Here is a 13,974-nt window from a genome sequence, read left to right on the forward strand (position 1 = left end):
GGTTGTGATGAATAAAGAATTGATGACAGAACAACAACTGCGAGAGCAAATGGTCACTATGGCGCGCTCTATGTTTGAACGTGGCTATGCGACTGGCGGCGCTGGCAACCTTTCTCTAAAACTGCCTAATGGACACTTTCTGGCAACGCCAACTGGTTCTTCGTTCGGCCGCTTGATTGCTGAAGAGCTTTCGGTTGTGGATATTGATGGCAACCATATCTCTGGTGAAAAGCCATCAAAAGAAGTGGCTTTTCATCTGGCGATTTATCGAAATAACTCAAAGTGTAATGCGATTGTGCATCTGCATTCTACTTACTTGACGGCGCTTTCTTGTCTTGAAGGTCTAGATCGCGAGAATGCCATCAAAGCTTTTACACCTTACTTTGTAATGCGCATTGGCGAACTGCCAGTGATTCCGTACCTGCGCCCGGGCGACCCTCAGATTGCTGAAGAACTTGCGCAGCGGGCTAGTGACTACCGAGCTTTCCTCCTGGCGAACCATGGTCCAGTGATCACGGGTACGGACTTTGAAGATGCAGTGGATAACGCAGAAGAGCTAGAAGAGACAGCGAAGCTAGCGTTCATTCTTAAAGATAGCAACATCCGCTACTTAACGGATACTGAGATTCAAGACCTAAAAGGGAGAGGTAAGTAATGGCTAAATTCGCGGCAAATCTGACAATGTTATTCACAGAAGTTCCTTTTCTAGATCGTTTCGAAAAAGCACACCAAGCGGGCTTCAAAGCGGTGGAATACCTTTTTCCATACGCATTCGAAGCGCAAGAACTAGCAAGCAAGATACAGCAGTTTGGTTTTGAGCAAGCGTTATTCAACATGCCTCCAGGTGATTGGGATGCAGGTGAACGAGGTTTTGCAGCTATTCCGGGGCGTGAGGATGAATTTAAAACGAGCGTCGAGACTGCGCTGATGTACGCCAAGGCACTGAACTGTAAAAAGGTTCACGCTATGTCTGGCATTGTTGATTCACGCTTCACTCGTGATCAGCATATTGAAACCTTTATCTCAAACATTCGTTATGCAGCGGATAAGTTTGCCGAACAAGGTGTTGAGCTGATGATTGAGCCACTCAACAATCGCGATGTACCGAACTACTTTGTTGCACATCAACGTGAAGCGGTGGAACTCATCAAACAAGTGGCTCGTCCAAACGTGAAATTGCAGCTCGATCTCTATCACGCACAAATTATGGACGGTGATCTGAGTACGTTGATTCGCGATGTGGCGCCATACACAGGCCATATTCAAATTGCTTCTGTGCCTGAAAGGCACGAACCATCGGAAGGCGAACTGAATTACCCACACCTATTCAATGTTTTGGATGACTCTGGTTACCAAGGCTGGATCGGTTGTGAATACAACCCAAGGCATAGCACGCAGCTGGGCCTTAGTTGGGTTAAACCATACCTATAACAATTTTAATTTCTATCCATAAATAACTTGAAACCAATTACAAAAACAAAGGGTCGTGACTATGAATATTATCATAACTGGAGGGGCGGGTTTTCTCGGAACCCTACTTGCCAAATCACTACTAAAAGAAAACAAAGCTGAAAGTATTACTATTGTCGACATTCAAAAATCGCGCTTAGAGGGCATTGATGACCGAGTCGTTTCTTTAGTCATGGATATGACAAAGCGAGAAAATATAGACCAAGTTATTACTGCCGAAACGACACACATTTTTCATTTAGCGGCAATTGTATCGAGCCATGCTGAGCAAGATTTTGATTTAGGCGTAGCTGTAAACCTGACGACCACACAGTTATTGCTTGAGCGTTGCCGTAAAGTAAACCCTAATATTCGTTTTACGTTTGCTTCATCTTTAGCTGTCTTTGGTGGTGATCTTCCGGAAACGATTACACCAATAACAGCACTTCATCCTCAGTCATCCTACGGGACGCAAAAAGCCATAGGTGAGTTATTGGTTAACGACTATGCCCGTAAAGGCTTTGTTAAAGCTGTATCCGTACGTTTACCGACTATTTGTATTCGCCCTGGGAAACCAAACCTTGCCGCTAGCTCTTTCGTAAGCGGAATTATTCGTGAGCCTTTGAATGCTCAAGAATCAAATTGTCCTGTAGACCCTACGCTAAAACTTTGGATATCGAGCCCGTCTAGAGTGGTGGACAATATTCAATATGCAGGGCTAATGCCTTATGAGCAGTTAAATAATCTGTCCTATAGAACGCTTAATTTACCTGGTATTCAAACTACACCAGCTGAGATGATTCAAACAATGGACACTCTAACGGGTAAACAACTTTCTAATTATATTACCTATGAGCATGATGCGGGTATTGATCGTATTGTGAGTAGTTGGCCACAAAAAATTGATTGTACTAAAGAACTGGAGCTTGGATTTAAAGCAGACAGTAATTTCAAGGATGTATTACAACAATTTATTTCTGTTAACAATATGGAGATTGTCTAATGTTACCAACCTCAGTAATTGGACTAATAGTAGCCGTATCAGTCCTTGTTTTTCTTGTGTTACGTACAAAAGTACATGTGTTAATTGCGATGTTAATTGCGGCATGTATCGCAGGTATTATTGGTGGGTTAAGTGTTGACGACACGATTGCGACCGTTAGCAAAGGATTTGGTGGAACATTAGGCGGTATAGGGATTGTCATCGGTCTCGGCGTTATGATGGGGGCTATTTTAGAGGCTTCTGGAGCAGGAGAAAGTATTGCCTATAATTTTATAAAGTGGTTAGGAAAAAAGAAAGAAGAGGCCGCTCTTGCTGTAACTGGCTATATTGTTAGCATCCCAATCTTTGTGGATAGCGCGCTTATCATTCTTTATCCAATAGCGAAGTCTTTGTCAAAAACGTCCAATCGCTCGATTTTAACGCTTACGGTTGCTCTGGCGGGCGGCTTGGTCGTAGCGCATCACGCTATTCCGCCGACTCCAGGGCCTTTGGGCGTTGCTGGTATCTTTGGTGTCGATCTTGCCAGCATGTTAGGTTTTGGTTTGATGATCGCAGCGCCTTGTGTCATGGGTATTGTTTGGTATGCAAGATGGTTAGAAAAGCAGTTTCCTGAATTCATTCCAACCGAACATTTCTCGAAGTCTAGTGAGCAACTGATTAATGATCACAAAGAGTACATTGCAAGTAAAGAAGCGAAAGACCTACCATCTTTAAGTAAATCTATCGCTCCAATTATTATCCCAATTTTACTTATACTTGCGAAATCAGTGATGGGTTTATTAGAGGGGACTTTCGGTTTCGAAGGGCTGACTGCAACAACATTTGGTCAATTTATCGCTTTTATCGGCAGCCCTACTATTGCACTATCAATAGCGACGTTACTAGCGGTTTACACATTGGGTAATAACCTTACCAAAGAAGAAGCGAATGAAAAGATGGAACAAGGAATCTCCACTTGTGGCATCATTTTGTTAGTAACAGGAGCTGGTGGCGCGTTAGGTGCCGTATTGCGTGAAACGGGTGCGGGCGCAGAGATTGCCAACCAAGTTGCAGGGCTTCCTATTTCTGCGGTTATGATTCCATTTATTATTGCGACGTTAGTTCGTATTATTCAGGGCTCTGGTACAGTCTCCATGATAACCGCTGCTTCTATATCTGCCCCAGTTTTAGTGAATATTCCTGACGTTAACCTTTTATTCGCAGCGACGGCAGCTACGATGGGATCTCTATTTGCTGGCTACTTTAATGACTCGCTATTCCATATTGTTAATCGATTAATGGGGGTGACTGAGGTTAAGAAACAACTCATTATTTGGACTATTCCAACAACAATTGCTTGGGCTATTGGTGGTTCATTAGTCATGATTCTTAACTTATTCTTCGGATCTCATGGTTCAATCTTTGATCCTGTGTTACCACTTGCTGTACTTTTGGGGTGTGTTGCATTTACAAAATCTTACAGCGCTAAGCACGTCGAATTACAAGAGGTATAAAGGTTTACTTGTACTCTTCCATAAAGTAAAAACCTATCACAATATGTATTTTTATCAGATAGTTTAGAGTTTTTTAATAATATGAACGGCCCTATGTTTGGGCCGTTTTAGTTCTTATAAATAAACTATTTAAATTGAACCGATATAGGTTCCGTTTTCAACTTAATCAATATGAAATGGAATTGTTATTTCCCGCTTAGTAAGAGATTACCTATAAAGGTTCTATTCGAGTTTAACTCTAGTGATTTTACTCTAGCGAAGTAGGGTTACTTTATATAAGAGTCCAGTACTTTTAATACGACTTCCATATCTTTTTCACGTTGAGTTTTGTCTTCCTCAAGTACGACGTGTTCAAGTAAGTGACCTTTAATTACTTCTCGCATCAAACCATTTACTGCTCCCCGAATAGCGGCAATCTGCTGCAACACATCTTGGCATTCATGCTCTTCTTCCAGCATTTTTTTAAGTCCATTTACCTGACCCTGTATTTTACTGACTCGAGTGTTGAGCTTCTTTTGATCTCTGGTTGTATGCGACATGTCTTATCTTCTTTAAGTTACGGGCCGAGTTATTCTAACTGATAATGTAGCACTCAATTTATACTGGGGGGTAGTATTTAATACTAGGGGGGAGTATAGTTTGCGATAAATTAGAATCAACAACAGAGAACAACAATGGATTTTGTCGCGTTACTACAACAAGGTAATGGGTGGTTCTTTATTCCCAGTGCCATTTTGCTTGGCGCCTTGCATGGTTTAGAACCTGGGCACTCTAAAACGATGATGGCGGCGTTCATTGTCGCGGTGAAAGGAACGGTCAAACAAGCCGTGATGCTGGGTTTAGCTGCCACACTTTCTCACACTATAATTGTATGGTTAATCGCTGTTGGCGGGATGTATATTAGCCAGAAATTCACCGCTGAAGCGGCTGAACCATGGATGCAACTTATCTCTGGGGTCATTATCGTGACAACCGGCGTATGGATGTTTTGGCGGACATGGAGCGATGAGCGAGCTTGGAACAAAGCTCAGGATCATGCTCGCGACTGGACGACGCAAGTTGTGGATACAGGACATGGGCATGTTTCGCTTTCGATTACACAGGAAGGGGAGCATCACCGTTTCCAATTGCGAACACTCAGCGGTAAACCTTTAACTGCTGAAGGTATCAAGGTTTCGGTATCGAGTGATGGTTATCAACCTGCTGATATCTATCACTTTATAGAGCGTGATGGATACTTGGAATCGGCGTCTTGCATTGAAGTCTCTAATGGACTTTCTGTCACTTTGATCATCGGGCACCATGATCATACCCATGACTTTGATGTACATTTCCGTTCTGGTTCTCATTTAGAAAGCGAAGATAAGGAATATCAAGATGCTCACGAACGCGCTCACGCTTTAGACATTCAAAAACGCTTTGAGAATCGAGACGTGACGAATGGGCAAATTCTGCTGTTTGGATTAACGGGCGGTTTGATTCCATGCCCTGCTGCGGTAACGGTTTTGCTTATCTGTTTGCAGCTTAAGGCAATGACTCTTGGTGCGACTTTAGTTGTGTCATTCAGTATTGGCTTAGCCTTGACTCTGGTTGCTGTTGGCGTTGTGGCAGCAGTGGGCGTGCAAAAAGCGACATCTAAATGGAGCGGTTTGAATGATGTTGCACGTCGAGCTCCTTACTTATCGGGCGTCTTGATCAGTGCAGTTGGTTTATACATGGGTATGCATGGATACATATCGCTGACAAGTTAAACTCTGTGGTAAAGATTTTTTTCCTTTCTTTTTTTATGGGCAATGGCTTCATGCCTTGGTTTGCCTATTTTGCTGCCGATTCTTGATTGAGAATCACTCGATCTGACATCGCTGCCATATCTACAAACCAAGTCATTCTCGCTTCACCAAGCATCTCGGATTACAACCGCTGCAATTGTGGCTCTAATATCTGAACCTGAGATACTAAATGATAAAACGGGAGCACTGACCACAGTGCTCCCGACGGTCAAAACGCTAATTAGAAGTCTTTTCTTTAATGTTCGATACCAATTTGGTCGCATAGTTAAATTTAACTATGCAAACGTTTCCTTTTGCGTACTCGTCCCTTCGCCAAACCTCGTAGAAATGTGACGTTTTGAAGACTTTTTTTCCTTCTGTCTAAAGTAATCGGGAACCAAGCAGATACATAGTTATAAAGTTATGTCTTGCTCTGCCAAACAGATCCAAAATGCAGTTTGGTTGGTTTTGGAGAAGAAAGGCTTAGCGCTCGATTAATGAGCATCAATTGAATTGTATTGAGACAATTATAATGAAAAGAATCATCTTATTAGCAGTCTGCGCCATGTTTGGTATTGCTGTCGTGGCGAGTATGGCATCAACGTACCTAATTTCGAGTCAGAAAATCGATGACATCATCTTAAACAAATCCCAAGTTCAAGCTGAGTTTCTAGCGGGAAATGCGAGTTATATTTTGGAGAACTCAGCTAATCCAATGCAAGATTTACAATCGCTTGTTGAGGGGCTGAAACAACGTTCAGACGTGAGCTATGCCGTTGTAATTGATCGTAACGTGACGGCAGTAGCCCACAGTGATAAGCACAAGCTGAACAAAACCTATAACGATGAATATACTGTTGAAGGCGCGACGAGAGGTGTTCAACAGTACTCAAAGTGGTATGCCGATGTCCAGAAAGTATGGGTGTTTGACATCATGGCACCAATTTATGTGGATGGTCAGTTATACGGTACTTTTGATATCGGTATTCCTATTACTGAAGTGAGCCAAGCGACGAATGGAATTATTACTTACCAGTTGATCTCTATGGTGGCGATCTTCGTTATGTGTGTTTTGATTCTGTCACTTCTGCTAAATAAACTGATGAGACCGCTTTCTGCGCTTAAAGACGCTCTACAAGACATCTCAAAAGGAGACGGAGACTTAACCGTTCGTTTGCCAGCGAAAGGTAATGACGAAGTCGCGCAAATTTCTTCTGCTTTCAACGTTTTTGTTGGGAAAGTACATGAGATTATTACACAAGTTGTAAATACTGGTGTGGAGCTTAATAGTTCAGCTGTCGCTTTGCGTGGGCAATCTCAACAAGCGCTCACAAGAGGGCAAGAGCAGAACGAGCAAACCATGCTGGTTGTCACATCCATGAACGAAATGATTGCGACGGTCAATGAAATTGCCTCCAATGCTGCCGGAGCGGCAAATGCTGCGAGTGCAGCAAGTAATGAAGCGCAAGATGGCTACACGACGCTAGAAAGAACCAAAACGGCGATGACTAATCTTGAAAACGAGATGAACAGCACTTCCAACATTATCGTGAGTCTTGCTGAAAATACTCAGTCGATTGGTAGTATTCTAGAGGTGATTAGAGGTATTTCGGAGCAAACCAATCTATTGGCTCTCAATGCGGCTATCGAAGCGGCACGCGCTGGTGATGCCGGCCGAGGTTTTGCAGTAGTCGCTGATGAAGTTCGCAACCTAGCGACTAAAACGGCTCATTCTACCGATGAAATTGACAATATGATTCACCAGCTACAAACTGAAGCTCAAAGTGCGGTGAATTCAATGAGTAATAGTAAGACTCTTATTGAAGAAGGAACGGCAGAAACTGAGTTAGCTCGACAGGCTTTGGAAGCAATAGCTGCACAAGTGACGACTATTTCAGATATCAATACTCAAGTAGCAACCGCAACAGAACAGCAATCAACGGTAGCAAACGAAATTAATATGAACATGGATACCGTCAGCCACTCAGTGAAAAGTGCGCTAACAGCGAGTGAGCAACTAGAAGAATCAAGTCAACAACTCGCGGAGCTATCGCGAACACTCGATCGTCACGTAGGAGCGTTTAGAATCTAAACGCCAACTGACCCTCTTTAATAAAAGCCAGTAAATGTTAATTGCTGGCTTTTTTATTTGAAAAAATCGAGTCTCAAATCGCTTAGCGGTGTTTGTCCTTTCTAGACGATAAAACAGAATACGATAAATTAGTTGAGTAAAGCTTAGCTAGGCGTTAAGTTTTGCGTTTTGCTTTAAATGTTCAACAAACATAGATATTTTCTTAGCTACATGTTTTCTTGACGAGTAAAAGGCGTAAAGCACTAAATCCTCAGGTTCGTACTCTAGAGTGACGATTTCTAGCTCACCATTTTTGATCTCATTTTGGCATGACTCAATTGGCAATATTGCGTATCCAAGCCCTAATAACGCGCCATATCTGGCGAGATGACCGCTGTTTACTTTGAATGAAGATTGCACAGTTTGAGTAATATGGCCCCCAACAGGGTTTCTGAATACCCATGGTGCACCATTTACTGCGGTAAGCGTCGTGATGCAGGGAACATGACTTAGATCCGTAATTTTGTAAGGGGTGGCGTATTTCTCAATTAGTTGAGGCGCGGCTAAAATGGCACTGGGCCAGCGTTTTATCTCTCTCGCCACCCAGTTACTGTCTGACAAAGTCCCTCTATGAAAACTCAAAATGACATCAAAGCTGTCAATAACATCATCTTTAGGGTTTAGCGTTGTATCGCAAGACAAAGAGATTGACGGGTATTGCGTGCAAAAGGTGACAACCGCTTTGGCCAGTACAGGTGTGTCTGGCATAAGAATTCGCAGTTCCCCTGTTACCGTGTGCGAGTGGCGCGTTACCGTTTCTAGTGCGGCGTTGAGTTGCTCCAATAACGGACGAGTGCTGCTATAGAGCTCTTCTCCAGCCTCGGTAGGCGTCATTCGCCTTGTTGTTCTATTGAACAACCTAATGTTTAACTTTTCTTCAAGCAGGGCAATGTGTCGGCTGATATTTGATGTTGGTATATTCAAACACTCAGCGGCTCGCTTAAAGCTGTTGTTCTCATAAACACAGTGAAAACTTTTTAACCAGATTTGGTCAACGTTATCAAACATTTCATTATCCCACTTTATTGGATTATCAAGCCAGCATATCGCACTTTATCCCTGTACTAAGTTACATACAATTTTATTTACAAGTTTAAGCGAACAAACAACGAGATATCGCGCTAGAACGTAATCAATAGTGGTGAATTTATGAGCTGGTTAGAACGGTTATTTGAGAATAAAAATATAATAGGTTCGCGCAAAGCGTCTATCCCTGAGGGCGTTTGGACAAAGTGTCCTGAGTGTGAACAAATACTTTATCGTGCCGCGTTAAAAGAAAATTTGGAAGTATGCCCTAAATGCTCATATCACATGAGAATGGCTGCGCGTCAAAGGTTGATCTCTTTTCTGGACCATGGAACACAACAAGAGTTGGCAAGTGAGTTGGAGCCACAAGATATTTTGGGTTTTAAAGACTTAAAGCGATATAAAGAGCGAATTGCTTTAGCGCAGAAAACGACTGGAGAAAAAGATGCGTTGGTGGTGATGCAGGGCAAGTTATTGGGGCTGCCTGTTGTTGCGTGTGCATTCGAATTCTCTTTCATGGCAGGCTCGATGGGCGCAGTGGTTGGCGAGAAGTTTGTCCGAGCAATTGAAAGCGCAATTAATACAAAATCTGGGTTAGTATGTTTTTCCGCTTGCGGAGGGGCGCGCATGCAAGAGTCTTTGGTGGCACTCATGCAAATGTCAAAAACCAGCGCCGCGTTAAACCACTTATCTGAGCACAGATTACCCTATATCTCAGTATTGACGGACCAAACTTATGGTGGCGTCTCGGCGAGTTTAGCCATGTTAGGAGACATCAATATTGGTGAACCTAAAGCAAGTATTGGCTTTGCGGGAAGACGGGTCATTGAGCAAACGGTACGTGAAAAGCTACCAGACGAGTTTCAGCGAAGTGAATTTTTACTAGCGCATGGTGCGCTAGATATGATTGTCGATAGACGTGAAATGCGCGATCGCGTTGGCCGCTTACTGGCTAAGTTAACCAACGCGAGGGTGGTCTCAGAATAGGTTGTATTAAAATTAGACTTAGTACTTGCGTTTATTGAGCCGTAATCATTACAAACCGTTCATTTTGCCCCCATCTTGGTTCCGCATTCATTAGGCTGAGATCCAACGCCGTTTGGTATGGGTCAACAGCAAAATGGTTGCTTACTAACCCCCAGAGCATCCAGTTGATTGCGGTTTCATTCTCGGTAAGCTCTTCGAGTGGCGCTTGGAGGAAAAAGTACTCATCTTCGCCATCGTAACCGAGCCGATCATAGATAATGTTGCGTAGCTCTCGATCCAAATCATGTTGGAGGTTGATTGAGCCGTACAGTTGCTCTTCTGTTGGGCCATTCTCATGGTGATAAACATTGCGTTTTGACTCTTTGTGTAAAGTACCTGCGCCAGTTTCAATGCTTACTTTCTTTTGCGAGTGTTGCTCAAGAACTTGAATGATTTCATCCTCTAGTTGATCGAGTTTACTCAGCAAAACTTGATTGTTTATGTCACCAGCGGGGGAGGCCATCGTTTGGAAGGCTTTCACTCTCTCGTAGACTGCTTTCCCGTGAGGAAGGGCTGCAAAACACTGTTCTTGGAGCGCTTCATTGGCTTGCCAAATGCCCGAGTATAGCTCGTAATCATGTGTATATGGTGGAAGCTCTTCAGTATCTTCCCCTAATAATTCTCGCCAGTGCTTTTGCCACTGTTCTTCTTTTGCGTGTTTTACACGCGCGTATTGCTTAACCCAGCGGTTACGAAGTTTTACCCCAAAAATGGCAAGTCCCCATGGAGCGAGCAAATAAAAATAATAGTGAGAAGAGTTATCCCAAAAGTAACCGTAAACGTAAACACCAAAAGCAAGCACCCAAGTTCCAATAGTACAAGCAATAACCCCGGACATTATTGATGATTGGCGCTTTGTTTCTCTTAATGTATTACCTTCAGAACATAACCAAAAAATGCCGCCAAAAACAAAGGCAAACGTTGTCATGAAGTAGGCAATCCCCGCTCCCCAAAATCCCCAAAGTGACATGTATTATCCCTAGCCAAATATCTGCTTTATTCACTCATCAATGACTGGAGGAGTAAATGTGTTTGATTTGGCGGAGAATTTACCATTAATGCCAACCTTTTGATATGCACTCTATGACTTATTGGGTATGAGTCACAAATAAAAATAGATGGTATCAAGCATCAAAATTTAATTTAGAACCTTTGATTGTCGTGAACTCTATCTGGAAGAGTTAAGGGGGCGTTTAAGGGCAATTTTCCTCATAAAGTCGTTATTTAGAAAAAGGTAAATTAATGTTTTTATTGATAATTGTGAGTTTTTTTGGAGTGGGATTGCTCCCATTTAATTAGAGTAAAAGACCTATTTTTGGGAGCGGTTTCATAAATTTTATGATACTGATTTCACTGTTTGAGCTGTAAAGAATATAAACCCCCACTCAATGTATGTTAATAATCAATGAGTGTTGTTATGTCTCATATCCGTTTTTTCCCGCGCCATCGTTTGGCGCTTGCTTGTATGCTAGCGAGTGTGTCTGGCTTCTCTTTTGCACAAAATCAGTGTGCTGTTGCTGATTTACAACAATCGCGAGATCTGGCTACTGCCGTTTCTGGTGCTGAGTATGATTGCTACCACGCTTGGTTTTCAGCACCTTCAGAAACGCTGAATGATATCTATAGTGAAGCGAGCCTAAGCCGTATCCAAGTCGCGCTGGATCAAGAAATCGCTCGCTATCGTGGTGAAGCAGATCAAGCTCGTATTCTAGAGAACCTAGGCGAATTTATTCGAGCGGCCTACTACGTTCGCTACAACGCTGGTACTGGTACACCTGAGTTTTCGCAAGCGTTGAGTCAGCGTTTTGCTCAGTCGACGAACCTATTCCTAAACAACCCTCATGCTTTGGATCAAGGTCGTGAACAAGTTGGTGCAATGAAGAGCCTGACTTTGATGGTTGATAACGTTAAGCAGTTGCCGCTGACCATGGATAGCATGATGGCCGCGTTGATGCACTTTAATCGTGAAACCGCGCAGGACACGCAATGGGTCGATGGTTTAAACAACTTGTTCCGCTCTATGGCAGGCCATGCGGCGAACGATGCGTTCTACCGATACATGGCAAACAATACACACCATATTGATACGTTGGTGAAATTCGCATCTGATAATGCTTGGGCATTAGATACGGATGCAAGCTTTATCGTTTTCAATGCATTACGTGAAACTGGTCGTTTGCTCGCGAGCCCAGATCAGGAGACCAAACGCAAAGCATTGGCAGTAATGCAACAGGTGATGCAGCGTTATCCACTGGGTAGTGAGCATGACAAACTATGGCTTGCTGCCGTTGAAATGATGAGCTACTACGCACCAGAAGGCCTAAATGGTCTGAATATTGAGCAAGCCAAGCAAGATTTAGCTGCACGTGTAATGCCAAATCGTTTTGAATGTCAGGGACCTGCCATTATTCGCTCTGAAGATCTGACTGATGCTCAAGCAGCGAAAGCGTGTGAAGTGCTAGCGGCAAAAGAAGCCGACTTCCATCGAGTTGCGAATACGGGTAATCAACCTGTCGCTGATGATTTGAATGATCGTGTTGAAGTGGCGGTATTCGCGAGTAACGCTAGTTACGTTGATTACTCTTCATTCCTATTTGGTAATACAACGGACAACGGTGGTCAGTACCTAGAAGGTGACCCTTCAAAAGCGGACAATACTGCCCGTTTCGTCGCTTATCGCTACGCGAATGGTGAAGATCTCTCTATCTTGAACCTAGAACATGAATACACGCACTATTTAGATGCACGATTTAACCAATACGGTTCGTTCAGCGATAACTTGGCTCATGGTCATATTGTTTGGTGGCTAGAAGGTTTTGCTGAATATATGCATTACAAGCAAGGTTACCAAGCTGCGATTGAGCTGATTGCAGATGGTAAACTGAGCCTTTCCACTGTGTTTGATACCACGTACTCTCACGATACCAATCGTATCTATCGTTGGGGTTATCTAGCTGTTCGATTCATGTTAGAAAATCATCCACAAGACGTCGAAAGCTTGTTGGCATTGTCGCGCTCTGGCCAGTTCGAACAATGGGCACAGCAGGTGACGTCTTTAGGTCAACAATACGATGCTGAGTTTGAACGTTGGTTGGACACATTAAAAGTGGAACCTGAGCAACCTGGTACAGACCCAGAAGAACCAACAGAACCAACAAGCCCTGAAGCAAAAGTGACTGAATTGACGGCGAACCAAAGCCTTCAGCTCAGTGGCGAAGCATACAGCGAAAAACTGTTCTACGTTGATGTTCCAGCCAACACCGTTAACTTCAATGTATCTATTGAGGGTGCGGGTGATGCGGATCTTTACATGAGCTACAACAAAGTCGCGCATTACTATGATTTCGAAATGAGTCAATATGCTGATGGCAGCAATGAAGAGATTGTGTTTGAACCAGAGCAAGATGGTTACGTTAAAGCGGGTCGTTACTACATCAGCTTAACTGGACGTGATAGCTATGACTCAGTGAATCTTGTGGCTGCGTTAGAAGTGGAAGCGCAAACACCGCCAACCCAAGTGCAAGATGATTTAGCACCTGTGGTATTAGAGTCTGGTGAAGCCAAAATGCTTACCGTTCACAAGCAGCGTTATGCAGCAGTTTATGTGCCTGAAGGTGTTGAAGAGGTTCGTGTATGGCTAACGGCTCACTCTCAAACTGGTAATGTCGATCTATACGCGAGTAGGGAGCATTGGCCTACAGTAGAGCAGCACGAGTATGCGTCCAACTATGCAGGCAGCAATGAATACCTTGCGATTCCTATTACTGAAGCAGGGTACGTGCACTTCGCTCTTCAGGCTCCAGAGCAAGGCGATGACGTTGAAATGCTAGTGCACTTCAACTAAAAAAAATTCGATTAACTAAAGTCGAGATAAAACGTCGCTGATACAGCGACGTTTTTGTTTATATCGGACACGATTATAAACAAACAGCGGCGAATGCTAGTTAATCGGCTGATCTATCGAGTTATCAGTTGTCCTTTTTCTAAACGACTTTAAGTTTGTATTGCAATTTACCGAGTACATAAACTTTTTTAGCGACGCGTTCTGTGACCTAGCTTCTGATTTGTGCTTCCCAA

11 protein-coding genes are annotated in these 13,974 nt (G+C 43.3%); 8 read left to right on the forward strand and 3 right to left on the reverse strand.

Annotated features, from left to right (window positions below):
* Nucleotides 1-7 precede the first annotated feature (7 nt).
* The 4 genes from R7E78_RS11770 (at nt 8) to R7E78_RS11785 (ending at nt 3,945) form a co-directional block, all read left to right on the forward strand.
* A complete protein-coding gene (locus R7E78_RS11770; protein WP_005385078.1) occupies nt 8-655 on the forward strand; it encodes an aldolase in 648 nt (215 codons plus the stop codon).
* Nucleotides 655-1,431 (forward strand): 2-oxo-tetronate isomerase, encoded by a 777-nt coding sequence (otnI, locus tag R7E78_RS11775; RefSeq protein WP_047101720.1) that lies wholly within the window; start codon nt 655-657, stop codon nt 1,429-1,431. The genes R7E78_RS11770 and otnI overlap by 1 nt, the downstream gene beginning before the upstream one ends.
* Nucleotides 1,432-1,492: 61 nt before the next feature.
* Nucleotides 1,493-2,452 carry a D-erythronate dehydrogenase gene (denD, locus tag R7E78_RS11780; protein WP_064369125.1) on the forward strand — a complete coding sequence of 320 codons (960 nt, stop codon included), beginning with the start codon at nt 1,493-1,495 and terminating at the stop codon, nt 2,450-2,452.
* Nucleotides 2,452-3,945, forward strand: coding sequence for a GntP family permease (locus tag R7E78_RS11785; protein ID WP_005375369.1), 1,494 nt, complete (start codon nt 2,452-2,454; stop codon nt 3,943-3,945). The genes denD and R7E78_RS11785 overlap by 1 nt, the downstream gene beginning before the upstream one ends.
* Nucleotides 3,946-4,211: 266 nt before the next feature.
* On the opposite strand, the gene rcnR is transcribed toward R7E78_RS11785, so the two are convergent.
* Entirely contained in the window at nt 4,212-4,484 is a 273-nt protein-coding gene (rcnR, locus tag R7E78_RS11790) for a Ni(II)/Co(II)-binding transcriptional repressor RcnR (protein WP_005375370.1), read from the reverse strand.
* Between the two features lie 135 nt (nt 4,485-4,619).
* Between rcnR and R7E78_RS11795 the strand changes: the two genes are divergently transcribed.
* Together R7E78_RS11795 and R7E78_RS11800 are read left to right on the forward strand one after the other, a co-directional pair.
* Complete coding sequence (locus R7E78_RS11795) at nt 4,620-5,696, forward strand: nickel/cobalt efflux protein RcnA (protein ID WP_171344147.1); 1,077 nt, start codon at nt 4,620-4,622, stop codon at nt 5,694-5,696.
* Between the two features lie 550 nt (nt 5,697-6,246).
* Complete coding sequence (locus R7E78_RS11800; RefSeq protein ID WP_017635256.1) at nt 6,247-7,806, forward strand: methyl-accepting chemotaxis protein; 1,560 nt, start codon at nt 6,247-6,249, stop codon at nt 7,804-7,806.
* Nucleotides 7,807-7,953: 147 nt separating this feature from the next.
* Here the strand turns inward: R7E78_RS11800 and R7E78_RS11805 are convergent, their stop codons facing one another.
* Nucleotides 7,954-8,853, reverse strand: coding sequence for a LysR family transcriptional regulator (locus R7E78_RS11805; RefSeq protein ID WP_005375376.1), 900 nt, complete (start codon nt 8,851-8,853; stop codon nt 7,954-7,956).
* Between the two features lie 141 nt (nt 8,854-8,994).
* On the opposite strand from R7E78_RS11805, the gene accD reads away from it, so the two are divergent.
* Nucleotides 8,995-9,858: an acetyl-CoA carboxylase, carboxyltransferase subunit beta gene (gene accD / locus R7E78_RS11810; protein ID WP_005385089.1), complete on the forward strand. Its 864-nt coding sequence runs from the start codon at nt 8,995-8,997 to the stop codon at nt 9,856-9,858.
* A 31-nt stretch (nt 9,859-9,889) separates the two neighbouring features.
* Here the strand turns inward: accD and R7E78_RS11815 are convergent, their stop codons facing one another.
* Complete coding sequence (locus tag R7E78_RS11815; RefSeq protein ID WP_203345624.1) at nt 9,890-10,867, reverse strand: hypothetical protein; 978 nt, start codon at nt 10,865-10,867, stop codon at nt 9,890-9,892.
* A 447-nt stretch (nt 10,868-11,314) separates the two neighbouring features.
* Here R7E78_RS11815 and R7E78_RS11820 point away from each other — a divergent pair, with 447 nt between their 5' ends.
* Nucleotides 11,315-13,741 (forward strand): M9 family metallopeptidase, encoded by a 2,427-nt coding sequence (locus tag R7E78_RS11820; RefSeq protein WP_203345625.1) that lies wholly within the window; start codon nt 11,315-11,317, stop codon nt 13,739-13,741.
* Nucleotides 13,742-13,974 lie beyond the last annotated feature (233 nt).

Source organism: Vibrio sp. YT-19(2023), from assembly GCF_033337395.1.

Coding starts and splice junctions, on each gene's coding strand:
- accD (WP_005385089.1), top strand. CDS start 8,995: ATGAGCTGGTTAGAACGGTTATTTGAGAATAAAAATATAATAGGTTCG.
- denD (WP_064369125.1), top strand. CDS start 1,493: ATGAATATTATCATAACTGGAGGGGCGGGTTTTCTCGGAACCCTACTT.
- rcnR (WP_005375370.1), bottom strand. CDS start 4,484: ATGTCGCATACAACCAGAGATCAAAAGAAGCTCAACACTCGAGTCAGT.
- otnI (WP_047101720.1), top strand. CDS start 655: ATGGCTAAATTCGCGGCAAATCTGACAATGTTATTCACAGAAGTTCCT.
- R7E78_RS11805 (WP_005375376.1), bottom strand. CDS start 8,853: ATGTTTGATAACGTTGACCAAATCTGGTTAAAAAGTTTTCACTGTGTT.
- R7E78_RS11820 (WP_203345625.1), top strand. CDS start 11,315: ATGTCTCATATCCGTTTTTTCCCGCGCCATCGTTTGGCGCTTGCTTGT.
- R7E78_RS11800 (WP_017635256.1), top strand. CDS start 6,247: ATGAAAAGAATCATCTTATTAGCAGTCTGCGCCATGTTTGGTATTGCT.
- R7E78_RS11770 (WP_005385078.1), top strand. CDS start 8: ATGAATAAAGAATTGATGACAGAACAACAACTGCGAGAGCAAATGGTC.
- R7E78_RS11795 (WP_171344147.1), top strand. CDS start 4,620: ATGGATTTTGTCGCGTTACTACAACAAGGTAATGGGTGGTTCTTTATT.
- R7E78_RS11785 (WP_005375369.1), top strand. CDS start 2,452: ATGTTACCAACCTCAGTAATTGGACTAATAGTAGCCGTATCAGTCCTT.
- R7E78_RS11815 (WP_203345624.1), bottom strand. CDS start 10,867: ATGTCACTTTGGGGATTTTGGGGAGCGGGGATTGCCTACTTCATGACA.